Genomic DNA, 23,601 nt, shown 5'->3' with positions numbered 1-23,601 from the left:
TTTAACTCGCAATACGGCTATTGCACGCCCCATCACTTATGCTAACATAACCTTTCTATAAAGTTCCATAAGTAATATCTCAATTTAAAGGAAAATATTCGTGTCTGTTATTACCCGTTTTGCCCCTTCACCCACAGGTTTCCTTCATATTGGTGGCGCTCGTACTGCTCTTTTTAATTGGCTTTATGCAAAACATACCGGTGGAAAAATGCTTCTACGAATTGAAGATACAGACCGGGAACGTTCAACAGAAGCAGCTGTAAAAGCCATAATAGATGGCTTGCACTGGATGGGTCTTAACTATGATGGCGCCCCTATTTCGCAATTTGAACGTGCAGAACGTCACCGCCAAATCGCCGAGCAGTTGGTCAAGAATGGCAAAGCATATTATTGTTATGCTTCACCTGAAGAATTAGCTGAAATGCGTGAAAAAGCCCGTACAGAAAGGCGCCCGCCCCGTTATGATGGACGTTGGCGGGACCGTGATCGTTCTGAAGCTCCTAAAGGTGTTAAGCCTGTTATTCGCATTAAAGCCCCTCAAGAGGGAGAAACCATAGTACATGATCTTGTTCAAGGTGATGTTCGTTTTCCTAATAAAGATCTTGATGACTTTATTATTTTGCGTTCTGATGGTTCGCCTACCTATATGCATGCTGTTGTCGTTGATGATCATGATATGGGCATCACACATATCATACGTGGAGACGATCATCTTACCAATGCAGCCCGACAAATAATCATCTTTAAAGCAATGGGATGGGATATTCCTGTTATGGCACATATTCCTCTTATACACGGTGAAAACGGCGCAAAATTATCAAAGCGGCATGGGGCGCTCGGTGTTGATGCTTACCGAACCATGGGATATCTTCCTGCTGCTTTGCGCAATTACCTTGTCCGTTTAGGGTGGAGTCACGGGGATGACGAACTTATATCACTTGAAGATATGATTTCTTGGTTTGATATTGAGGATATTAACAAAGGTGCTGCTCGTTTTGATCTCAAAAAGCTCGATTCCATTAACGGACACTATATGCGCATGAGCAATGATCAAGAACTTTTTGATGCCGCTCTTGATATTCTACCAGAAACCGATAAGGGAGCACAAACCATTGAAAGACTTGATGAAAAACGCCGTGTTCAATTTTTAAAAGCAATCCCACATTTGAAAGAACGTTCAAAAACACTGTGCGAGCTGATTGATAATGCCGCCTTCATTTTTACGCAACGACCATTACAGCTTGATGAAAAAGCACAAATGCTCTTAGATAAAAATGGACGAACCATTTTAAACGCTCTTTATCTTGCCCTGAAAGCTTGCCCCTCTTGGGATACAAAAGCTTTAGATGAAACTCTTCGCTCTTATGCCCAAACAGAAAATCTTAAATTTGGATCTATCGCCCAACCACTTCGCGCAGCTCTTACAGGACGCGCAACATCGCCAGGAGTTTTAGATATTCTTATTTTATTAGGACGCGATGAATGCCTTCATCGTATCAAAGACCAACTTATCAAAAAAATATACTCATGATATGTACTGAATAGATCTCCTCAAATAGATCTCTATACAAATATTTCAACGCAATCTAAAAGAGTTTTTTATGTTATATCATTGAAATACAATTTGTATTGAGTAATAATGATCGCTAAGGAAATATTTTAGATTGCATGTACTCACTTTTAGAGGCAATCTGCCCTTAGTATAAGTAAGAAAAGCTTCAGTTATTGTATATCTCCTACTCTGATGAAGCAGAGTCTTAATTTTTAGAAGCGAAGGATCTGAAAGGAATACCGAATGTCTGAGAATAACGCACATCTTATTGTGAATGATAAAAAAGTAGAACTTCCCCTGCGTAAAGGCACAAGTGGACCTGAAGTCATCGAAATTGCTTCTCTCTACAAAAAAACCGATATTTTTACTTATGATCCTGGTTTTACTTCAACAGCTTCTTGTGAATCAAAAATTACTTATATTGATGGTGATAAAGGCATATTGCTTTATCGTGGTTATCCTATCGACCAATTGGCTGAAAAAGGAGACTTTCTCGAAAGTTGTTATCTTCTCCTTTATGGTGAACTCCCAACACAGAAAGAAAAAAACGACTTTGATCGATGTATTATGCAACATACCATGGTCCACGAGCAGTTTTCACGTTTCTTCCACGGCTTCCGTCGTGACTCTCATCCCATGGCCGTCATGGTTGCCTGCCTTGGCGCTATGTCTGCGTTCTATCACGACTCTATTGATATTACAGATCCTCACCAGAGAATGATTGCTTCTGTACGTCTTATCTCAAAAGTTCCAACGCTTGCTGCTATGGCCTATAAATACAGTATCGGACAAGCCTTTGTTTATCCACGCAATGATCTTAGTTATGCTGCAAATTTCCTCCATATGTGTTTTGCTGTTCCTTGTGAAGAATATAAAATAAATCCAGTGCTTGCCCGAGCGATGGATCAAATCTTTATCCTTCATGCAGATCATGAACAAAATGCTTCTACATCTACAGTGCGTCTTGCTGGATCCTCAGGTGCTAATCCGTTTGCCTGTATTGCAGCAGGTGTTGCATGCCTTTGGGGACCAGCACATGGTGGTGCCAATGAAGCATGTCTAAAAATGCTACAAGAAATAGGTTCTATTAAAAGAATTCCTGAATTTATTGCACGTGCAAAAGATAAAAATGATCCTTTCCGCCTTATGGGCTTTGGGCATCGTGTCTATAAAAATTATGATCCACGTGCAAAAATCATGCAAAAAACTTGTCATGAAGTTTTAAAAGAACTCAACATTCAAGATGACCCGCTTCTTGATATTGCAATAGAGCTTGAAAAAATTGCTTTAAGTGATGAATATTTTATTGAGAAAAAGCTTTATCCCAATGTTGATTTTTATTCCGGCATTACATTAAAAGCTTTAGGTTTTCCAACCGAAATGTTTACTGTTCTTTTTGCATTAGCACGCAGTGTTGGGTGGGTGGCACAATGGAAAGAAATGATTGAAGACCCTGCCCAAAAAATTGGTCGTCCTCGACAACTTTACACAGGTTATGCTATGCGTGACTATGTTCCTATAGATGAACGTGTAAATTAAAGAGATAAATCAATCAATAAAGCTTCAGTTTACTGAGGCTTTATTGAAAGTGATCAAAAAGCATCCTTTAAGGATTTTTATAAAACCTCATTTTAAAGCTCTTTCTCGCCAGAGAACATCATTATAAAAATTTACGAAAAAATTCTAAATTTTGGCTCTGTCAATAAATTGATAATACTCTTTTGAAAATTAGCTACACATTTAGTAAAAAAAATTGAAAATTTTACCCTATAATTCTCATTATTTTCAATGAAGCGTATTTTCTATGATTCCCTCATATTTAAAACCTTTATTACATATTAAAACTTAGCAATGTCAGAATTTTTCTTTCTATCTTCTTCAAATACAGTAGATTAGAATGAAAATGAAATGCACTCTTAAAATTTGCTATGCAAAATGACTCTTTCTATAAGAATAGCTATAAAGATCAACTTATTATAATGATTATATCCTATACAGGCATTCATCTTAAACATCATCGGCTAAAATCAAACTTCTTAGAAGAAAATCTTCACAATTGTTAGAAAATAAATTTATTTTGACATTCTGCATTTCATATAAAAAGTGGAAATAATAATATTTTATCCTGTTAAGGACTAAAATTTTCTTTGTATTTAAATTAATAGTTTTTCTTTTAAAGATAATTTACTGATTTTTAAATAAAATTATTAAAATTCATTATATAAGCGATAAGAGGTTTACTTCTTTCCTGTATTTTCTATTCCCATGCTTGATAAAAATAAATTATTTTTTTGATAATAATATCCAGCATAATGAAAACAACTCAATTTTTTACATTGCTCCCAAAGAGCTTAAAGATTATAAAAATGCATAATGGTTTCATATTTGCCAGCTTATCTAATAGGAGAACATAATGAAATTATTAGTAGGAGCTCTTATAATAAGCGCAACACTGTTTACTCTAACGGCCAATTCTCAAACGCTGAAAATTGCAAGTGATGCTTCTTATCCGCCATTTAGTTATATTGACTCAAATAACGAACTTCAAGGGTTTGATATTGATATAGCTTATGCACTTTGTAAAAAAATGAATATTGAATGCACTATCGTCATGCAAGACTTCGAGGGAATGATTCCCGGACTTATTGCCAAAAAATACGATGCTATCGTTTCTTCCCTTTCTCCTACAAAAGAGCGCTTACAAAAAATTGATTTTACAGATCCTTACTACAATACAGTACTCGCTGTTATTGTTAGCAAAAATTCGGGAATTAAAGAGATCTCAACACAAAGCTTTAAAGGTAAAAATCTTGGTGTACAATCAAATACAACACAGGCTTCATATTCAGAAGACCATTATGCCTCTGGAGAAGTGAATATCAAACTTTATCCTACAGCAATAGAAGTTACTCGTGACCTTTTAAGCCATCGGCTTGATATAATCATCTTTGATAAATTAAAAGCATTAAATTGGCTTGAAAATGAAGGAAAGGATTGCTGCGAGCTTCTAGGAACTTTAGAAGAAACAAAATTTCCTATTGCAATTGCACTCCGTCAAAATAATACTGATCTTAAAAATAAGTTCAATAAAGCAATAGAAGAAATCCGCGCCGATGGAACCTATGATGAAATTATGAGAAAGTATTTTGCATTCGATATCGATTAAATATCACTATGAATTAAACTTGAAGCTTTATATTTTAAGGAATATTTTCAAACTCTTTGTTGAACATGCAAGTATGATTGAAAACCCAGTATTTTTATAAGAAAAATTTATATTTATAAAAAGTTAATTTTTAATTGTTTCTCGATATTTAAACCTTTCATGGAATCTAATAATAATTGAGATTGTATTTTTATTTTATAAAAATCTAATTTTTTCTTCATGTTCAAATTGAATAGCCTTATTTTGCAAGAAAATTTCTCGATTTTTATTTATGAGATAATGCAAAGCACTCATTTTATGAAAATTAAGCCATCATAAAAGCAATAAGATATTCATTTTCTTTAAATCAATAAAAAAGATAATTTTTTGATAATAATCTGCAACATAATGATCTAAAATAAACGCCGATAAATTTTTGCATTGCTCCCAAAAAGCTTACAGATTATAAAACGTGACGATTTCATATTTGCCCGCTTATCCAATAGGAGAATATCATGAAACTATTAGCTGGAGCTCTTATAATAAGCGCCGCGCTATTCGCCCAATTGGCTGATGCGAAAACATTAAAAATTGCGAGTGAAGGCACCTATCCTCCTTTTAGTTATATTGATTCAAATAACAAACTGCAGGGATTTGATATTGATATATCTTATGCACTTTGTAAAAAAATGAATGTTGAGTGTACTATTGTCACGCAAGATTTCGAGGGAATGATCCCCGGACTTATTGCAAAAAAATATGACGCTATTGTTGCTTCTCTCTCTCATACGCAAGAGCGTTTACAAAAAATTGACTTTACAGATCCTTACTATGACACAGCACTGGCTGTCATTGTTACTAAAGATTCAGGAATTAAGGAACTCTCAACACAAAGCTTTAGAGGTAAAAATCTTGGTGTGCAATCCAATACAACACAAGCTTTGTATGCGGAAGATCATTATGCCTCTAAAGAGGTAAAAATCAAACTCTATCCTTCCACAATAGAAATGAATCGTGACCTCTTAAATCATCGACTTGATATGATTATTGTTGATAAATTAGAAGCGTTAAATTGGCTTAAAAATGAAGGAAAAGATTGCTGTTTCCTCCTAGGAACTCTGGAAGAAACAAAGTTTCCTGTTGCAATTGCAATCCGTCAAAATAATAATGATCTTAAAAATAAGTTCAATGAAGCAATAAAAGAAATCCGTTTGGATGGAACTTATGAGAAAATTATGAGAAAATATTTTACAAATGATGTTTATTAAATATCAATGTGATATTTAAATGCAACCTACTGTCTATTTCTAAAAAACATTATCTAACTCTTTCATGAGGAACACAAGAATGATTGAAAATTTAGCATTGCTATCATTTAGCAATGGTGGATGGGGAGCGGTTATACTTTCCAGTGCAGGAATGACATTGTCATTGGCGTTGTGCTGTGGTCTTCTAGGGCTTCCCTTAGGTCTTCTCAATGCAGTAATGATTCGATCCAATATTAAGATAGCTAAAGCTCTAGCACGTCTCTTTTCAACGGTATTTCGTGGATTACCAGAGCTTTTAACTCTGTTTTTAGTTTACTATGGATTACAAAACCTTATTCAAAATGCCTTTGACTATTTTAATCTTGAAATCATGTTCAGCATCAATGCTTTTGTTGCTGGTGTCCTTGCACTCAGTCTGGTTTTTGCAGCTTTCTCTTGTGAAGTTTGGCTTGGAGCATTTAATATTTTTGATAAAGGTCAATATGAAGCTGCCAAAGCTTTAGGCCTTTCACGATCAACCACATTTTTTCGTATTGTCTTCCCTCAGCTCATCCGAAATGCCTTACCAGGACTTTCTAATAATTGGCTTACTTTACTGAAAGATACATCCCTCGTTTCAACTATCGCGCTTGTTGACCTCATGCGACAAACGAATTTAGCTGTCGCGGCAACCAATAAACCCATGCTATTTTATCTTGTAGCATGCTTACTCTATTTATTATTTTCAGCGTTTTTTTCTACAATATTACGCTATGTGGAAACATACACTCAAATAGGCTATAAAAAGGTGCTAGGTTAATGATTCCGGAGTGGCTTTATTTCCTTTTTAATCCTGATCTTTTAAGCCGTTATGGCCCCAAATTTGTTGATGGCTTTATTGTTACTGTTGAGCTTGTTTCTATTTCTTGTTCTCTTGGTTTTTTCCTTGGTATGCTTATCGCTTTTGCGCGTTTATCAAAGAATACGTTTTTACAATATTTCGCAAATGCTTATGTCTATTTTTTTCGCGGCTCTCCTTTGTTAGCCCAACTCTTCCTTTTTTATTATGGGCTTGGTTCAATGAACAATTTTTGGCAACAGGTTGGTCTATGGTGGTTTTTTCAAAACGCGTGGTATTGTTGTCTTTTTATTTTTACACTCAATTCTGCTGCCTATCAATCTGAGATCTTTAAAGGAAGTTTTTTATCCGTAACAACTGGGCAACGTGAAGCATCAAAAGCTTTAGGTTTAAGCAACTCTGTCACATTTTTTAAAGTTATTCTTCCACAAGCAATGATTATAGCATTACGCCCTCTAGGCAATGAGTTGATTTTAATGATTAAATCCAGTGCCATTGCCTCACTTATTACTGTTTATGATTTAATGGGGATTGCTAAACTCACTTATTCACGTACATTCGATTTTCAAGTTTACGTTTGGGCAGCCCTTATCTATCTTTTTATTGTTGAACTCATTCATCGTTTTATTGTTTTTATCGAACATCGCCTTACTCGATATTTACGATAAATAAATGATCATAAAAGAACTTTACCAAATCAAAATGTTGAATTAATAAATTCATTCATCAATGAAAGAATAAAACAAGATGAATTTGAAAAATAATCAATCGATCTCTCCCAATAAAAACCCTGTGATCTCCATTCGAAACCTCAATAAATGGTACGGAAACTTTCAGGTTCTACATGATATCAACTTTGATGTTCAAACTGGTGAACATATCGTTATTTGTGGCCCATCCGGATCTGGAAAATCAACGTTAATTCGTTGTATTAATCAATTAGAACAAGCACAAAAAGGTTCGATCCGTATCCATAACGTTGATATCCATACCGCCCCTGTACAACAGCAAAAAAATGTTCTCCGTAAGATAGGAATGGTCTTTCAGAACTTTAATTTATTCCCCCACATGAGCGTTATACAAAATTGTATTTTAGCCCCTATGACAGTTCAAGGTCTTTCCAAACAACAAGCAAAAGAACGAGCAATTCATTACTTAACGCATGTCGGTATTGAAAAACACTGTGAAAAATATCCTTTACAACTCTCTGGTGGGCAACAACAGCGTGTTGCGATTGCCCGTGCACTTTGTATGGAACCTGAAGTAATGCTTTTTGACGAACCAACCTCTGCTCTTGATCCAGAAAGTGTAGGAGAAGTTTTGCAAGTAATGGCTCAATTAGCAGATACAGGAATCACAATGCTTTGTGTTACTCATGAAATGGACTTCGCACGGAAAGTCTCAGAAAGAATACTCTTTCTAGAAAACGGAAAAATTGTTGAAGATACAGCATCTGAAAAATTTTTTACCAATCCTAAAAGCCAACGTGCTTGTGAATTTCTTGCTAAAATTAAATATTAATCATTAAAATATTGCTTTATTTATACAATTTTATTCCTACTTTTTAAAAGAGTGATAATTGTTTGTGCGCCAACAACCCCCGATGGTACTTCAGTTTTCATTTTCTGTTCTACCATCTCAAAGGAATCAAGTTGTGCCTGTCGCAATAAAGGATTAGCCAAAAGTTGTTCTACCTGTCTTGCTAACATGCCAGGACGGATTAATTCATTCAAATATTCCGAAACAATAGGCTTATCAGCAATAATATTCGGAAGAGCAGCGCTCCATAACATCATTTTAGGAAAAATAAATAATTTAGAAAAGAAATCAAGTTTATAGCAAAGAACCATAGGAACTTTTGCTAAGGCTAATTCAAGTGAAACAGTTCCATGTGCAGCAAGAGCAACATCTGCTTGTGCAAAAGCACGCCATTTTTCATCTTCACCAACTACAATTTCTATCTTGCTTTTCCAGCCCTGCACAAAGTCCCGGATTCTATCTACCAAATGAGGTAAGGTTGGTAAAATAATACGTAAATGAGGAATACGTTGTACAAGAATCTCTACTGTTTCTCGAAAAATAGGCATTAAAGAACGAATTTCTGAATTGCGCGATCCTGGCAAAATAACTAATGTAGGCGATAATGCTTGTGTATCGATCAAATTTCTTTGTTCTAATTGGCTTTTTTTTTCTGACTGAATTCTCAAAAGGGGAGGATATGTCAAAAGACGATGTCCAACATAAGTCGTGGCAGGGCCTCCCAAATCTTGCATAATCTTTTCTTCAAAAGGAAAAACCGCTAAAACATGATCAACAAATCCACACATAGCTTTTGCACGCTCTGGCCTCCATGCCCAAACGGTTGGTGCAATATATTTAATGATAGGAATAGAAGGCGCTAAAGCACGTACCTTTTTTGCAATACGATGCGTGAAATCAGGACTATCAATAATAATTAAACAATCAGGTTGTTCTTGTGCAATAAATTTGGATAAATTGCGAATGTGTAGCAACAACAACGGTAGTTTTTTCAACACCTCCTTTAAACCTATTAAAGCAATATCATGGGAATCAAAAAAGCTTTTTAAGCCTAATGCCTTTAAATGGCTCCCCCCAACACCAATCAAATGAATATTGCATCCTATCTGTTGTGATAAACAAGAAATTAGATCGGCCCCAAGTAAATCACCAGATTCCTCACCTGAAACCACTGCAATCTTTAAGAAACAATTATTCATGACCAAACTTCTCAAATGTCTCTATAAATAGAGAATATTTGTTGGCTTTTTCTATTGTTGTTTTCACTGATAATATTAGACTTCTATTTGCCTCCACCGCAACACCAGATAAACCACTCTTTGCAATATTCATTATTGTCGCGGGACCAATTGATGGCAAATCAACGCGATTATCCTGTTGTGGTTTTGCACATTTTACAAGAACACCACCCTTAGAGGGAATTTGCCCTCTTTCTCGCATTTCACAAACACGCCACAACATATTATCAGTTCCCTCAGCGCCCTCCAAAGCAACCACCCTTCCCTGAACAACAACAACGGCTTGTCCAATATCCAATTGACCTAAAAGTTTTGCTGCTTCTGCTGCTAAAAAAATATCTTTTTTCTCTTTTGGCGTAGCACGCCGTATTGTTAAATTAAATGCTATGGGAGCTAAAAGATCTGGTACTATTTCATGGGCACCGATAACACAAAAACCATACGCTTCAATAATCCGTATAAAAGCTTTTAATAACGCATCATCTCCCTTCCTCAAAGCTCCGATTAACTTAGGCAGAGCTAAAAATGTTGTCCAGTCCAGTCGCAATTGTTTAAGAAGTGGTCGCTTTTTCACACCACCTGCCAAAACAACATTATAAACTCCAACCTCTTTTAAGATTTTAACGAGTTGTGCTAACTCTACAATTGATAGCTCGCAATGCTCATAACGATAAAGAATAGAATCTGCTTCACCACGCAAAAGTACAAGAAAAGGATTTTGCCCATTCTTCTCAAGAACCTGCGCAACAGTAATCGGTAGAACACCATTTCCTGCTATAACGGCAGTACGGCCGGAAAGAAAATTTCTGGCACCGTAAATAGGCATTTTTAATCCTTATGTTCTTTTATTCTATTATCTTCAAATTTTGGTGTACAATAAAAACGCTTTCCTTCTTCTTTAATAAAATTAACAACTTCAGAAACAGACTGAGAAGAAGAATAAAAAGAAGCAACATCACTAACACGCTCTTTAAATGGTTTGCTATGATCAAAAAGCATCGCAACCGCATGACGTAGTGCGTGAATATCCTGACGCCCAAGGCCTGCACGCTTCATGCCAATAATATTAAGTCCGGCAAGTTTTGCCTGCACACCAACAGCTGTTCCATAAGGAATCAGATCACCAACTAGTGCAGATACACCGCCAATAAATGCATGATGTCCAACACGAACAAATTGATGAACAGCAGCTCCACCCCCGATAATCACATAATCACCAACAGTAACATGACCAGCAATCATTACGTTATTGGCAAATGTTACATGATTGCCTACATGACAATCGTGAGCGATATGCGCATAACAAAAAAATTGGCAATTATCACCAACAACTGTCATTCCTACACTCGAATCGGAACCCCTATGCATTGTTACACCTTCACGAATCGTACAATTCTTACCAATAAAAAGAGTCGTAGCCCCTCCTTTATGTTTATTATTTTGCGGTTCAGCTCCCAAAACTGCATGAGAAAATACTTTACTCTTAGCTCCTAAAGTCGTCTTTCCCATTATTACAACATGACTTGTCAAACTACATTCATCACCAATAACAGCCTCTGAACTAATATGGCAAAACGGCCCAACGCATACATTCTCACCAAGCTGCGCTCCCTTCTCCACAAGAGCAGTTGGATGGATTTTCGTACCGGACATTTTTAAATTCCTATCAAATATCGTTTATTCTTTTTCAACAATCATCGCAGCAATTTCTGCTTCAGCGACGCGGACATCTTCTACTTTTGCAACACATGAAAAACGTCTCATACCAGATCTTTTTTTCAAAAGCTGAACATGAATCTTGAGCTGATCACCAGGCATAACCGGCTTACGAAATTTCGCATTATCAACCGTCATAAGGTAAACTAAATTTGTTTGCTTATTGCCTAAATTTAAAAGTGCTATTGCTCCTGCCGTTTGTGCCATAGCTTCTAAAATCAAAACTCCAGGCATAACAGGCTTTGAGGGAAAATGTCCTGTAAAATGTGGCTCGTTAATCGTTATATTTTTAATACCAATCGCTTCTTGTTCACCATCAATATCAACGATACGATCAATTAATAAAAATGGATAACGGTGCGGTAATATTGATAATAGTTTTTCAATATCGACAGCCTCTAAGTTTTTAGTTTTTTCACTGCTGATCATATCAGCGTTTCTCCTTTTTAACTTTTCCCATACTGCGCAACGCCGCTACTTCACGAAACCATTGTTTAAATGGTCGCGCTGGACTACCTCCCCATTTTTCGCCATCCGGAATGTCATTCATAACACCACTACGAGCAGCAATCTGAACAGATTTACCTATTATGATGTGATCAGCTACTCCCACACTTCCACCAAGCTGAGACATATCCCCTATAGATGTACTTCCCGCAATGCCACATTGAGCGGCAATAAGACAATAGCGACCAATTTTTACATTGTGGGCAATTTGTACAAGATTATCAATCTTGCTTCCTTCACCAATAACAGTATCTTGAAATGTTCCACGATCAATTGTCGTGTTCGCACCAACTTCTACACCATCCTCAATAATAACGCGACCAAGCTGTGGAATTTTCTCGATTCCAGAAACGCCCCCAACATAACCAAAACCATCTTGCCCAATGCAAACACCAGGATAAAGCTGAACCTTATCACCTATTATAGAACACTGAACTGTTACCTTAGGAGCAATATAGCAGTCACATCCAATACGGCAATTTTCACCGATAACAGCTGTGGATGAGATAAGAGTTCCTGCACCAATCTCAACATTTTTACCAATAACAGCTCCCGCTTCAATACACACATCATGCGCCAACTTAGCCGTTGGATGAATATGCGCATGCGATGAAATCCCCTTCTTCCCCAACCAAGGTATTGGCTTAACAGAATCTGGAAACAAAATACGACCAATCTGAGCAAAGTCACGCTGTGGTGTGGATGTCACCAAAATTGCCATAGTTTCGGGAACTTTAAAAACAATCTCATTCGTACACAAAACAGCAACAGCAGAACTATCCAGCAAAGCATCAGAAAACTTCCGATGCTCTACAAAAACAAGCGAACCCTCCACAGCACTCTCAAGTGAAGAAAGAGTATTGATAACTTTATGAGAAAACTCTGGATTAAGAAGCTTTGCACCCGTCAACTCAGCAGCATTTGCAACTGTCAATCGTCGGGACGGCGTAAAAAAAAATGTATCCGCCATCAAAACACTTTCTCTCCCAGCTTAAGCTATTCTCTTCAAGTTTTTCCTTCTTAAAATCGCTCAAATCAGAACTTTGTAGAAATACCAAAGTTTAATTGCTGCACACGATCCCCCTCCTGCTTCATTATTGGCCAAGCATAATCAAAACGCAAAGGACCAAACGGAGAATCCCACATCAAACTCACACCTGCAGATGAGCGCCAAGCACTTTTGGTATTGGTAACAGGCGGCTCACCTTTAAAAACTGCCTTATAATTATTACCATAAAGCGTGGCAATATCCGCAAATAAAGCACCGCGCAACCCAAATCCTTCAGGCACAACAGGAATAGGAAACTGTACTTCAGCAGTCGCATTCATATATGTTGTTCCCCCTAAGAAATAAACTTCACCCTTATTGGAAACCTGACGTGGGCCTATCCCATTATATTTGAACCCTCTGATTATATCAGTATTCGCCTTAAACATATCGAAAATACGAACACCATCTCGGCCCATTCCGTGGATATAACCACCCCCAAAGGAAAGCAAACCAACGATATCCTTCTGGTCAGAAAGAGTCTTGTACATCATCGCCTTACCCGTGGTCTTCAAGAACTTTGCACTCCCACCAAGCCCTGCATATTCCTGAAGCAGATGCACATACCACCCATCATGGGGGGATCTCATATCATCAATCGTATTATAGGTGAAACCATAACTAATTGATGAACGTTTCCAAGGGCTGTGTTTTGCAGCTTGAACAATCGCACCAGAATATTTCCCATATAATTCTATTATGTCACTCTCTTTGTCAAAATCATACTCTCCGCCAAAATCATATTCTTCCTGCACATAAGAATAAGCTACATTAGCAGATAATTGATTATTAATAGGTAACGAAAACCGCAGTGATCCACCTGTCTGCCGTACATCATAGGCTTTATCAGCACGATAAGTACTACGAAAAACATCAACGCCAGCAGATAAACGATACCCTAAGAAATAAGGATCAACAAATGATAAATTATAATTACGAGATTTTTCTTGCCCCGCACCTAATCCTAAACGAACATATTGACCACGTCCCCCAAGATTACGTTCAGTAACAGAAACTTCAAGTGACATACCAGGACTTGTTCCCCCCGTTGTATACCCCCCTGAAAGAGAGAGATCTCCTGTTGAGGCTTCAACGACATCTATCACCAAAACAACTTGGTCAGATTGCTCGGTAGGAACCATTGAAATATTAACGGCTTTGAAAAAACCTAAACTTTCTAGACGACGTTTTGCCCGCTGTAATAAAGTTTGATTGTAGGCATCTCCTTCATTCAAATCAATCTCACGACGAATGACATAATCACGCGTTTTCTCATTACCACGTATATCAATACGCTGAATATAAGCACGTGTACCCTGTTCAATATTATATAAAATTGAAATTGTATGATTTGCTAAATTACGATTTCCCCGCGGTTCAACTTTAGCAAAAGCATATCCCGAATCAGCAACTTTGTTATTAATAGTTGCAACAGACTGTTCAATATCTTCTGCACTATAAACATTACCTGGCTGGGTTTTAAGCATCCTTTTTACAGATTGAACGTCAATTCCATCAACATCACTTTCAACTTGAATATCACTAATTTTATAACGCGCCCCTTCATCAAGAACAAAAGAAATTTTATACGTATTGCTTGCTGCATCAAAAGTTGCTTTAGAAGAGACTACACGAAAATCTGCATAACCACGGTTATAATAAAAGCGACGTAAAGCTTCTTCATCAACAGCGAGGCGCTCTTCACTATAAACATCACCTCCCAACAACTTCGAAAAAATTCCTGAAGTTTTTGTTGAAATCACATCACGCAAACGGCGACTTCCAAAGACATTATTGCCCTTAAAAGTGATATCACCAATCTTTGTTTTTTTCCCTTCAACGACATTAAATACCACATTAACCCGCCCTTTTCCAAGGTTAATCGTTTGAACGTTAACAGTGATATTATTACGACCAAGAGTTTTATAAGCCTCACGAATTGTATTTATATCAGCAGAAAGCTTAGCAGAATTAAAAGGCTCATTTGGTTTTAAAGAAATAAACCGCTTAAGATCTGGGTCTTTAAAAGATTTATTTCCTTGAAACAATATTTGATTGACAACCTCATATTCTTTTACGAATACAACCAATTTATCACCCACCGGATTTATTTTAACATCATAAAATAAACCCAATTCGAAAAGGTTCTTCACAGCACTATCAACATCACCACTGGAAACACCTTGCCCAACCTTAATCCCCATATTGTCTCGAATCGCCTGAGAACTTACAAACTTATTCCCACGAACCTCAATAGAGCGGACTACAGACGCTTGTATTTCTCCGACCGCAGCAATTGACATAAAAACCGTTGCAGGGGCAATCATCCCCATCTTTAACACCAATACAGATGCTGCATTTAAAAACTTTGAATTCGTAGTCATTGGCTTTTTTACCTTACTCTCGTTCTTTGGACATGATGCCTTAAAAAGCTAACTGCCATAACAACCTTTTTACAGCGAGACTTTTCATTCCTTAATTACTCATTATAATGTACAACGCCACAACATTTTGTAGACATGGTAAACAACCTTCAATTTGTTTTTGCTATTATTACTTAATTTATAAAGCATTTTCCATAATTTAATTAGCTAAACCAACAAAAATAATCATTAAAAAAGACAAAGATCATAAAAAGGAGAAGAATGGAAAAACCTAAACGAAAAAAGATTCCCTGAATTTTAGCAGATATTTTCCTCCCAGTAATGACCTCAATGACATGCAATAAAAGATGCCCACCGTCAAGCGGTAGAATCGGAAAAAGGTTAATAAGCCCAACACTTATTGAAAGAAAAGCTGCCAAATTCAACAAAGAGATAAAACCTGTCTCGCTCACTTTCCAAGCAATTTTAACGGTTTTAGAAGGTCCACTTAGCCGACAATGATCCTCTTTGCCTCCTATTAAACGACTCATAAAAAGAACAGTTTGAGTGGCGATAAACACAGTACGGTCTGACGCTTTTCTTACAGCTGTTACAAAACCATAGCGAATATGTTTTATATAAGTTGGATCTAAATGTGCAGGATTATTTAAATCAACAGGAACACCTACACCTATCATAGCACTTCGTGTTCGATTACCAAATCCATCATCTCGCTCAACGACTTTTGGGGTAATCATCGTTGTAAAGACTCGCCCCATGCGTTCTATTTTAAACTCTATGGGTTCTCTTCCGTGAAAAGCTACATAATTCATCAAATCTTCAAAGCTTTCAACCCGTCGTCCATCCATTTCAACAAAACGATCACCTAATTCCAAACCGGATTGAAGAGCAGGGCTATCTTTTACCAAAGAACCAACAACGGGCTCAATGGCTACACGACCATAGATAAAGAAAAAAAATGTTAGAATAACAACAGTAAAAAGAGCATTGAAGAAAGGACCGGCAAAAACAGTTGCTGCTTTTTTCCAAGCATGCGCACTAGCAAATGAACCATCAACAATCAGAGATGATTGGGATGATTCCGTATCGATTTTTTCCTCATCCCCAACAAATTTTACATAACCTCCTAAGGGGATAAGTGCTAAACGCCACTTCGTGCCATGCTTATCTGTATAACTCGCTATTTCTGGTCCAAATCCAAGCGAAAAAATTAACGCCTTAATACCACACAACCGACCAATGAGATAGTGCCCAAATTCGTGCACAAAAATGATAATCATAATGATGAAAAGAATACTCAAACTTCTTAAAAGAAAATCACCCATAGTGACGATATGATTTAAAAGCTCCAAACTATCTTCTCCCAATTAGATCATACTAAAAAGATTAAAAGGCGCATCCATATCAGACATAAATGAACCAATTAAATAAAGAAGAAAAGCTGCCCCTACCAATCCATCTATACGATCCATAAAACCACCATGTCCAGGCAATAAAGAACTAGAATCTTTAACAGAAAACCGTCTTTTGAGCCATGATTGCCCTAAATCACTCAATTGTGAAACAATTGACAAAACAAGTGTAAGGAGTGGCACAAAAAAACTGGCTAAATTTATATCAAAAAATCCAAAAGCAACCCATATACCACCGAAAACTCCGACAAATGTACCACCAAGTGCTCCTGACCATGTTTTATTAGGAGAAAATTGTGGTGCTAATTTAGGGCCCCCTAATGCACGTCCGATAAAATAACCACCAATATCTGTTCCCCACACTATCGTAAATAAGAAAATAACAACTTGGAACCCCAACAGTTCATGATCCCGTAGAAAGCATAAAGCAACAACAGGAAAAGAGGCATATAAAAAACCACAAAAAACCCAACCACTCTTTTTTATAGATATAATAGCTAACACTGTAGCTAAAACGATTAAAACACAAAAAATCAATGAAGCAGATACACTCAACACTAAAAAAAAGCCAAAGATTAAATAAAAGATACTTGCTAATATTTTTTGTAAAATACACCATTTCTCTTTAGTAATACTCATCCACTCATAAAGAACAAAACCTCCAATACACCATACAAATAAAAAAAAGAAATTTCCTCCCAACCATGTTAGATACAACGCAATAATGCCAAAAACAAAAGCTGTCAGAATACGATAAACCAAATTAGACAAAACAACATCCAAACAATAAAAATAGAAAATACAAGCTCTAAAATTAACGCAAGAAAAACTCCCCTACGCAGTATTTTTATCTCATACTTGTATAATTTCTCTTATAATTTATCATAAATAATTCAGTCTACTAAGATAGCGCTTATGAAACTAATAATCAATGAAAACAGCTTCAAAAATCTCCGTCAAAATTATAAAATATTTTTTTAATATTTTCTCAAATATAAAATAAAAAAGCAGTTACCTCTGCCCCATACAAATTAACTAATATAGGTTTCGTATAAAAACACTTTTCTATCAACTATTCGTCATTAAAAAACGAATTACGCCACATAACATCTGCTTGATCAATTATACTCACATGTTTTATAATGAGAAATAAGAGAAAGGTTGGGCTTGTTTTTTTCATTATATTCTTTCCCCAACCTTCATCTTAGAATATTTGAATAATTTCTAATAATGCTTTCATTACGCATTTTAACAAAGACGTGTTCAACTAAAAAACCGCACCATGCTGTTAAATAGTGTCTCCCACCAAAGGGCATGATTTACCACGCAGACTAAAAAATAAAAACATCTGCCCTTTCAAATCAGTCTCTCCCATATCAAAATGATAGAATACCTTCCTGCATAACACCTTGCTACCACAGAGCACACCACGCCCTACAATTATCCCTAGAAACAATTTACAGGCTGGGAATATAACATCCTTTTTCTAGCGACAAAATCGTCTTAAACGTGCATAATTTCAGATTCTTTTACGGCTAAAATTTTATCAATATCAGCAATAGTTTCATCTGTGAGTTTTTGAACTTTCTCAGACAAACTATGGGCTTCATCTTGTCCAATTTCACCATCTTTTTCTAACTTTTTCAAATTGTCCAGACCATCCCGACGAACATGACGTGTAGCAACACGCGCTTGCTCTGCATAGTGATGCGCAATTTTTACAAGTTCTTTACGGCGCTCTTCATTCAACTCAGGCAAAGGAATACGTAAATTCGTACCATCAGTTATGGGATTTAAACCAAGACCAGAATCGCGAATAGCGCGCTCTACAGCTCCGACCATCGTTTTATCCCATACAGAAACAGAAAGCATCCGAGGTTCAGGAACAGAAATATTAGCAACTTGATTTATATGCACAACAGAACCATAAGATTCAACGGTCAACGGTTCTAATAAACTGGCCGATGCACGTCCAGTCCGCAAACCACCTAATTCATGTTTAAAAGCCGTAATAGCACCATCCATGCGACGTTTCAGATCATCCATAATTGATGTAACATTCATATTTCTGTCTCCTTCAATTGTTCTTTGAAGCTTACCCTTATTCCGATACTATTGTAAAGCGTCCTGTTCCATTCAAAACCTTAGCCAAACCGCCTTTTTCATGAATGGAGTACACAATAATCGGTACATTGTTCTCACGTGCTAAAGTGACCGCCGTTGAATCCATAACAGATAATCCCCATTGCAAAACTTCAACATGTGTTAATTGGTCAAAACGCTTAGCCGTAGGGTCTATTTTTGGATCTGCTGAATAAATACCATCAACTTGTGTTCCTTTAAGAAGGACATCCGCACCAATTTCTGCTGCACGTAAAGTGGCAGCAGAATCAGTGGTAAAAAATGGATTTCCTGTACCCCCTGCAAAAATAACAACTTTTCCCTGATTCATATAAGCTATTGCTTTACGTTGCGAGAAACTTTCACAAATTTGTGGCATAGCAATCGCAGAGAGTACAACCGTTTCAACGCCTAATTTTGTCAATGATGTTCGCAATGCTAAAGAGTTAATAGCCGTTGCAAGCATTCCCATATGATCACCTGTCACTCGCTCTCCACCATGCGAAGCAACAGCAACGCCACGAAAAATATTTCCCCCACCTATCACAACCGCAACCTCTATCCCCATTGCGCGCACTTCTGCAATATCAGCGGCAATACGGTCTACAACAGAAACATCAATGCCAAAATTCTGCCCTCCCATAAGAGCTTCACCAGAAGCCTTTAAAAGAATACGTTTATACGGAAGTGCTAATGCCATTAATAATCTCCCCAAAAGCTCATTTACTTTTTGCTTTTGACATCACGAAGGGCACCACTTTTTTCACGTGACGCCCTCTCAACAATTACACTGTTCCCCTCAGAGATTCTACAACCAATGATATGACTTTAAATCTCTGATCAAGAGTTTGCAATAACTAGCCTTTTACAGCAGCAGCAACCTCTGCAGCAAAATCAGAATCCTCTTTTTCTACACCTTCACCTAGTGCAAAACGAATAAAGCCTGTGATTTTTGCTGGTGCACCAATTGATTTCTCAGCGTCCTTTAAAGCTGCCTCAACAGTCATATCAGGATTCATAACAAAAGCCTGTGAAAGCAAAACAACCTCTTCAAAAAATTTACGCATACGCCCTTCTACCATTTTTTCAATGATATTTTCAGGCTTTCCAGACTGACGTGCTTGATCTGAAAAAATTGCTTTTTCACGTTCAACAGCAGAAGCATCAACACCTTGTGCTGTAAGTGCTAATGGATTGGTTGCCGCAATATGCATCGCGACCTGCCGACCAAAAGCAAGAGCAGCCTCTTTATTTCCTGTTGTTTCAATCGCAACCAAAACACCAAGTTTTCCAAGCCCATCAGCCACACTATTGTGTATATAAGTCGCAACAACACCATTCTCAACAGACAATTTAGCGGAACGACGAAATGTCATATTTTCGCCAATTGTGCCAATTGCATCTTTAATTGTAAGCTCTACAGTCTTCTCAGAACCTGGATAAAGAGAAACAGAAACAGATTCAACATCCCCTGACGTATCTAAGGCAGCAGTTGCTACTTTACGCACGATGTCTTGGAATCCATCATTGCGTGCAACAAAATCTGTTTCAGAATTAATCTCAACCAAAACTGCATGTGAATCTTTTGATACGACTCCGATTAATCCCTCAGCTGCTGTACGACCAGCCTTTTTATCTGCTTTAGCTATTCCTTTTTTACGAAGCCAATCAACAGCAGCTTCCATATCACCATTGGTCTCTGCTAGGGCGGCTTTACAGTCCATCATACCAGCGCCAGATAGTTCTCGAAGTTCTTTTACTTGTGCAGCAGTAATGCTCATATTTGCCTCTTTATTTTGTAACAGTGAAAGCGTGCAAAATCCCTCTGCACGCCTATAACTTCTTCTTTAGACAATAAAAGTACCTTAATTAGGCATTTTATATTATTCAGAAACCTCTGAAACTGCATTTTCTTCCAAAATAGGCTCCATAGGTGCATCAACTTGAGCTCCTAAATCGATACCCATTGCTCCTTGCTGGCGTGCAATACCATCAAGAGCAGCACGGGCAAAAAGATCGCAATAAAGAGAAATTGCACGTGAAGCATCGTCATTACCTGGTATTGGATGTGTCACGTCATCGGGATCACAATTGGTATCAATAATAGCAATTACAGGAATACCCAAACGCTTTGCTTCTTGGAGTGCAATATTTTCTTTATTTGTATCGATAACAAATATAAGATCTGGAACAGAACCCATATCTTTAATACCACCAAGCGCACGATTAAGCTTTTCACGATCACGTTCGAGATTTAAACGTTCTTTTTTGGTAAAGCCTTGTGCTTCAGCGGCAAGAATTTTGTCAAGCTTACGCAAACGATGTATTGAATTGGAAATCGTTTTCCAATTTGTGAGCATGCCACCAAGCCAACGCGCATTAACGTAATATTGGGCAGAACGATTGGCCGCATCAGCGATAATGTCAGATGCTTGTCGTTTCGTACCAACAAAGAGAATACGACCACCACGCGCTACAGTATCTGAAACAAGTTTAAGTGCTTGATGTAAAAGTGGAACGGTCTGAGCAAGGTCAATAATATGGATATTATTACGCTGACCATAAATATAGGGAGTCATTTTGGGATTCCAGCGATGAGTCTGGTGACCAAAATGCACACCGGCTTCTAAAAGCTGGTGCATAGTAAAATCGGGTAGTGCCATAAATCTTATCCTTTCCGGTTCAACCTCCGCGGAAAAAGCAGGAAGACCTGCTACCGGCGGATGCTTGCTAGAAGTTTCTCAGAGATCATTTGCAAACACCCAGACTCCGCGTGTGGAATAGCGCAAACATACTAATATTTGATTCTTTTTCAAGTTATTTTCTTTAATCATTTAATATTTGCATTTTCACATTGATTAAGATCTTTTCCAAGTTCCAAGAATTCGAGACTGTTCAATTTTGCACGCACTGAAAAAGTTCCATAATCTATATGAAGATCTCGCATGACACCATTCTCATGTAAGAGAAAACTGCTACGATAAACCGGCAAACCATCTTTATTTTCTCCATCATCAAAATAAGAAATTGTAACAGGCCAATATTCTTCTTCATCCAATTTTCTTACTTTTTCCGTTTCGCTATCAGATAAAAGCGTTTTCTTTTCCCCTATGACGATACTTTCTTTTATAACTTTATCTGCTTTATTTGTCCCATCAAATACAGTAACATTGTAAAAATGATCTCCTGCTTTTGCATGGCGGATAATATTTTTTAGTTGCATCATTGGAAATTCAGCCATTGCAAGCTTATACTCTTTTCCCTTTGGCTTTTTTAAGGTAACTGTAATACCATCTTGCGTACGCTCCGCAACCCCCTCGGCACGATGCACAACCTCTTCTCCCTCTTGATCTGTAATATTAAAACGAAATGTACGGCTGTCTCCTGTTTCATAACTCGTCGTCTGTTGATCCGTCAAACGTACTGGCATATCTTCAATGTGAACACGGCTAATGAAACGAAAACGTGTGCTATAGCCCTGGCATGCCGAACCAGTGAGCTCGTAAACCATTCGTCCTGACATCGCAGAAATTGTCATTTCATGAGAAACACTATCGAGATGAAAATCATAAATTGCTCGATGAGGCACAATAAAAATGGGCTCTTCAGCTCTCGCAGTACATAAAAAAACAATATATAAAATTATTATAAATAATGATCTAATCATTCCCAACTTCCGAACTTTATCCCCGTTGCATAACATCATACAATAAGGCAAAAAAGGCTAATTTCTCAATTAACCACACATTTTCTTAAATCAAAAAATAGATTATGCAATGAATATATTATAAAGCAGCTATGGAGTTAAAATTATGACCAATATGATTGAAAAAAACTTAGAAAAATTCGGAATCACTCTTCCTGAAGTAATCTCCCCCCTTGCCAATTACATCACCACTTCACAAAGTGGCAATCAACTCTTTATTTCTGGACAACTCCCTCTTATTAATGGAAAACCTATAGCTATCGGTAAAGTTGGTGCAACTGTGAATACCGAACAAGCCCAAAAAGCATCTGAAGCTTGCGCTCTCAATATTCTCGCGCAACTCAAGGCAACTCTGGGTGACTTAAATAAAATAAAACGTGTGGTCAAAATTACTGTTTTTGTGGCTGTAGATTCTCATTTTACCGATATTCCTTTTGTTGCCAATGGAGCTTCTAATTTATTCGTCAATATCCTTGGTGAAATTGGAAAACACGCCCGTTCTGCTATTGGTGTTGCCTCTCTTCCTATGGATGTTCCTGTAGAAGTTGAAGCCATCATAGAAATCTAAACCTTCATTAAGACAGTGCATTATCCTAAATATAACTGAAGTCAAAGTACTTCTTTGTCTTACACTCTGATAAACCTTGCATTTTTTCGTTTTTAAATTAGAATCTTAAACTTACGATAAAAGGAAATATTTGTATGAAACAAGCTTATGACAATAATAATATTTTTGCTAAATTGATTCGCAATGAAATCCCTTCTGTTCGTGTCTACGAAGATGATGATGTTATTGGATTTATGGATATCATGCCACAGGCACCAGGTCATACGCTGGTCATTCCTAAAAAAGGCTCTAGAAACTTACTTGATGCAGATCCTGAAACATTATTTCCTGTTATTAAAGCTGTTCAAAAAATTGCAAATGCTGTCAAAAAAGCCTTTCAAGCAGATGGCATAACTGTCATGCAATTTAATGAAGCAGCTAGTCAACAAACCGTCTATCACCTTCATTTTCATATTATACCACGTATGGAGGGAATAGAGCTTACCCCTCATAATGATATGGTAACGCCTCCAGAAATACTTGAAGAGAATGCAAAAAAAATCCGTGCAGCTTTATAACA

22 protein-coding genes are annotated in these 23,601 nt (G+C 37.1%); 9 read left to right on the top strand and 13 right to left on the bottom strand.

Annotated elements, in window-relative coordinates; translation table 11 throughout:
* Nucleotides 1-100 precede the first annotated feature (100 nt).
* The 7 genes from gltX (at nucleotide 101) to ACFIML_RS05810 (ending at nucleotide 8,324) form a co-directional block, all read left to right on the top strand.
* The gene (gltX, locus tag ACFIML_RS05840; RefSeq protein WP_375608546.1) at nucleotides 101-1,531 is read left to right on the top strand and encodes a glutamate--tRNA ligase; all 1,431 of its coding nucleotides are present in this window, start codon (nucleotides 101-103) and stop codon (nucleotides 1,529-1,531) included.
* Between the two features lie 264 nt (nucleotides 1,532-1,795).
* A complete protein-coding gene (gene gltA / locus ACFIML_RS05835; protein ID WP_375609502.1) occupies nucleotides 1,796-3,091 on the top strand; it encodes a citrate synthase in 1,296 nt (431 codons plus the stop codon).
* Between the two features lie 874 nt (nucleotides 3,092-3,965).
* Entirely contained in the window at nucleotides 3,966-4,718 is a 753-nt protein-coding gene (locus tag ACFIML_RS05830; RefSeq protein WP_375615217.1) for a transporter substrate-binding domain-containing protein, read from the top strand.
* Nucleotides 4,719-5,212: 494 nt separating this feature from the next.
* Nucleotides 5,213-5,965, top strand: a complete 753-nt coding sequence (locus ACFIML_RS05825) for a transporter substrate-binding domain-containing protein (RefSeq protein WP_375608543.1) — start codon at nucleotides 5,213-5,215, stop codon at nucleotides 5,963-5,965.
* A 79-nt stretch (nucleotides 5,966-6,044) separates the two neighbouring features.
* Nucleotides 6,045-6,764: an ABC transporter permease gene (locus ACFIML_RS05820; RefSeq protein ID WP_375607204.1), complete on the top strand. Its 720-nt coding sequence runs from the start codon at nucleotides 6,045-6,047 to the stop codon at nucleotides 6,762-6,764.
* Nucleotides 6,764-7,471 carry an ABC transporter permease gene (locus ACFIML_RS05815; RefSeq protein WP_375607205.1) on the top strand — a complete coding sequence of 236 codons (708 nt, stop codon included), beginning with the start codon at nucleotides 6,764-6,766 and terminating at the stop codon, nucleotides 7,469-7,471. The genes ACFIML_RS05820 and ACFIML_RS05815 overlap by 1 nt, the downstream gene beginning before the upstream one ends.
* A 79-nt stretch (nucleotides 7,472-7,550) precedes the next feature.
* The gene (locus tag ACFIML_RS05810) at nucleotides 7,551-8,324 is read left to right on the top strand and encodes an amino acid ABC transporter ATP-binding protein (protein ID WP_375607206.1); all 774 of its coding nucleotides are present in this window, start codon (nucleotides 7,551-7,553) and stop codon (nucleotides 8,322-8,324) included.
* A gap of 20 nt (nucleotides 8,325-8,344) precedes the next feature.
* Here the strand turns inward: ACFIML_RS05810 and lpxB are convergent, their stop codons facing one another.
* The 13 genes from lpxB to ACFIML_RS05745 form a co-directional block, all read right to left on the bottom strand.
* Entirely contained in the window at nucleotides 8,345-9,541 is a 1,197-nt protein-coding gene (gene lpxB, locus ACFIML_RS05805) for a lipid-A-disaccharide synthase (protein ID WP_375607207.1), read from the bottom strand.
* Nucleotides 9,534-10,406: an LpxI family protein gene (locus tag ACFIML_RS05800; RefSeq protein WP_375607208.1), complete on the bottom strand. Its 873-nt coding sequence runs from the start codon at nucleotides 10,404-10,406 to the stop codon at nucleotides 9,534-9,536. The genes lpxB and ACFIML_RS05800 overlap by 8 nt, the downstream gene beginning before the upstream one ends.
* Nucleotides 10,407-10,408: 2 nt before the next feature.
* Nucleotides 10,409-11,233 carry an acyl-ACP--UDP-N-acetylglucosamine O-acyltransferase gene (gene lpxA, locus ACFIML_RS05795; protein ID WP_375610638.1) on the bottom strand — a complete coding sequence of 275 codons (825 nt, stop codon included), beginning with the start codon at nucleotides 11,231-11,233 and terminating at the stop codon, nucleotides 10,409-10,411.
* Nucleotides 11,234-11,257: 24 nt separating this feature from the next.
* A complete protein-coding gene (fabZ, locus tag ACFIML_RS05790) occupies nucleotides 11,258-11,725 on the bottom strand; it encodes a 3-hydroxyacyl-ACP dehydratase FabZ (protein WP_375607210.1) in 468 nt (155 codons plus the stop codon).
* A 1-nt stretch (nucleotide 11,726) separates the two neighbouring features.
* On the bottom strand, nucleotides 11,727-12,773 hold the full coding sequence (gene lpxD / locus ACFIML_RS05785; protein ID WP_375614674.1) for a UDP-3-O-(3-hydroxymyristoyl)glucosamine N-acyltransferase: 1,047 nt from the start codon (nucleotides 12,771-12,773) through the stop codon (nucleotides 11,727-11,729).
* 65 nt (nucleotides 12,774-12,838) lie between these two features.
* Nucleotides 12,839-15,235, bottom strand: a complete 2,397-nt coding sequence (gene bamA, locus ACFIML_RS05780) for an outer membrane protein assembly factor BamA (RefSeq protein ID WP_375607212.1) — start codon at nucleotides 15,233-15,235, stop codon at nucleotides 12,839-12,841.
* Nucleotides 15,236-15,438: 203 nt separating this feature from the next.
* The gene (locus ACFIML_RS05775; protein ID WP_375607213.1) at nucleotides 15,439-16,587 is read right to left on the bottom strand and encodes an RIP metalloprotease; all 1,149 of its coding nucleotides are present in this window, start codon (nucleotides 16,585-16,587) and stop codon (nucleotides 15,439-15,441) included.
* A 15-nt stretch (nucleotides 16,588-16,602) separates the two neighbouring features.
* On the bottom strand, nucleotides 16,603-17,418 hold the full coding sequence (locus tag ACFIML_RS05770) for a phosphatidate cytidylyltransferase (RefSeq protein ID WP_375607214.1): 816 nt from the start codon (nucleotides 17,416-17,418) through the stop codon (nucleotides 16,603-16,605).
* 732 nt (nucleotides 17,419-18,150) lie between these two features.
* Entirely contained in the window at nucleotides 18,151-18,711 is a 561-nt protein-coding gene (frr, locus tag ACFIML_RS05765; RefSeq protein WP_273790667.1) for a ribosome recycling factor, read from the bottom strand.
* Between the two features lie 37 nt (nucleotides 18,712-18,748).
* Nucleotides 18,749-19,468: a UMP kinase gene (pyrH, locus tag ACFIML_RS05760; RefSeq protein ID WP_375610636.1), complete on the bottom strand. Its 720-nt coding sequence runs from the start codon at nucleotides 19,466-19,468 to the stop codon at nucleotides 18,749-18,751.
* Nucleotides 19,469-19,625: 157 nt separating this feature from the next.
* Nucleotides 19,626-20,549, bottom strand: a complete 924-nt coding sequence (gene tsf, locus ACFIML_RS05755) for a translation elongation factor Ts (RefSeq protein WP_375687603.1) — start codon at nucleotides 20,547-20,549, stop codon at nucleotides 19,626-19,628.
* A 102-nt stretch (nucleotides 20,550-20,651) separates the two neighbouring features.
* Nucleotides 20,652-21,431: a 30S ribosomal protein S2 gene (gene rpsB / locus ACFIML_RS05750; protein WP_375607217.1), complete on the bottom strand. Its 780-nt coding sequence runs from the start codon at nucleotides 21,429-21,431 to the stop codon at nucleotides 20,652-20,654.
* A 167-nt stretch (nucleotides 21,432-21,598) separates the two neighbouring features.
* Nucleotides 21,599-22,435, bottom strand: coding sequence for a cell envelope integrity EipB family protein (locus ACFIML_RS05745; RefSeq protein WP_375607218.1), 837 nt, complete (start codon nucleotides 22,433-22,435; stop codon nucleotides 21,599-21,601).
* 145 nt (nucleotides 22,436-22,580) lie between these two features.
* Between ACFIML_RS05745 and ACFIML_RS05740 the strand changes: the two genes are divergently transcribed.
* A complete protein-coding gene (locus tag ACFIML_RS05740; RefSeq protein WP_375607219.1) occupies nucleotides 22,581-23,042 on the top strand; it encodes a RidA family protein in 462 nt (153 codons plus the stop codon).
* Nucleotides 23,043-23,176: 134 nt separating this feature from the next.
* A complete protein-coding gene (locus ACFIML_RS05735; RefSeq protein WP_375607220.1) occupies nucleotides 23,177-23,599 on the top strand; it encodes an HIT family protein in 423 nt (140 codons plus the stop codon).
* Nucleotides 23,600-23,601 lie beyond the last annotated feature (2 nt).

It is taken from the genome of Bartonella sp. AC62GZZY, assembly GCF_042196525.1.
GTDB lineage: Bacteria > Pseudomonadota > Alphaproteobacteria > Rhizobiales > Rhizobiaceae > Bartonella.
This window is presented reverse-complemented; position numbering and strand designations above follow the sequence as displayed.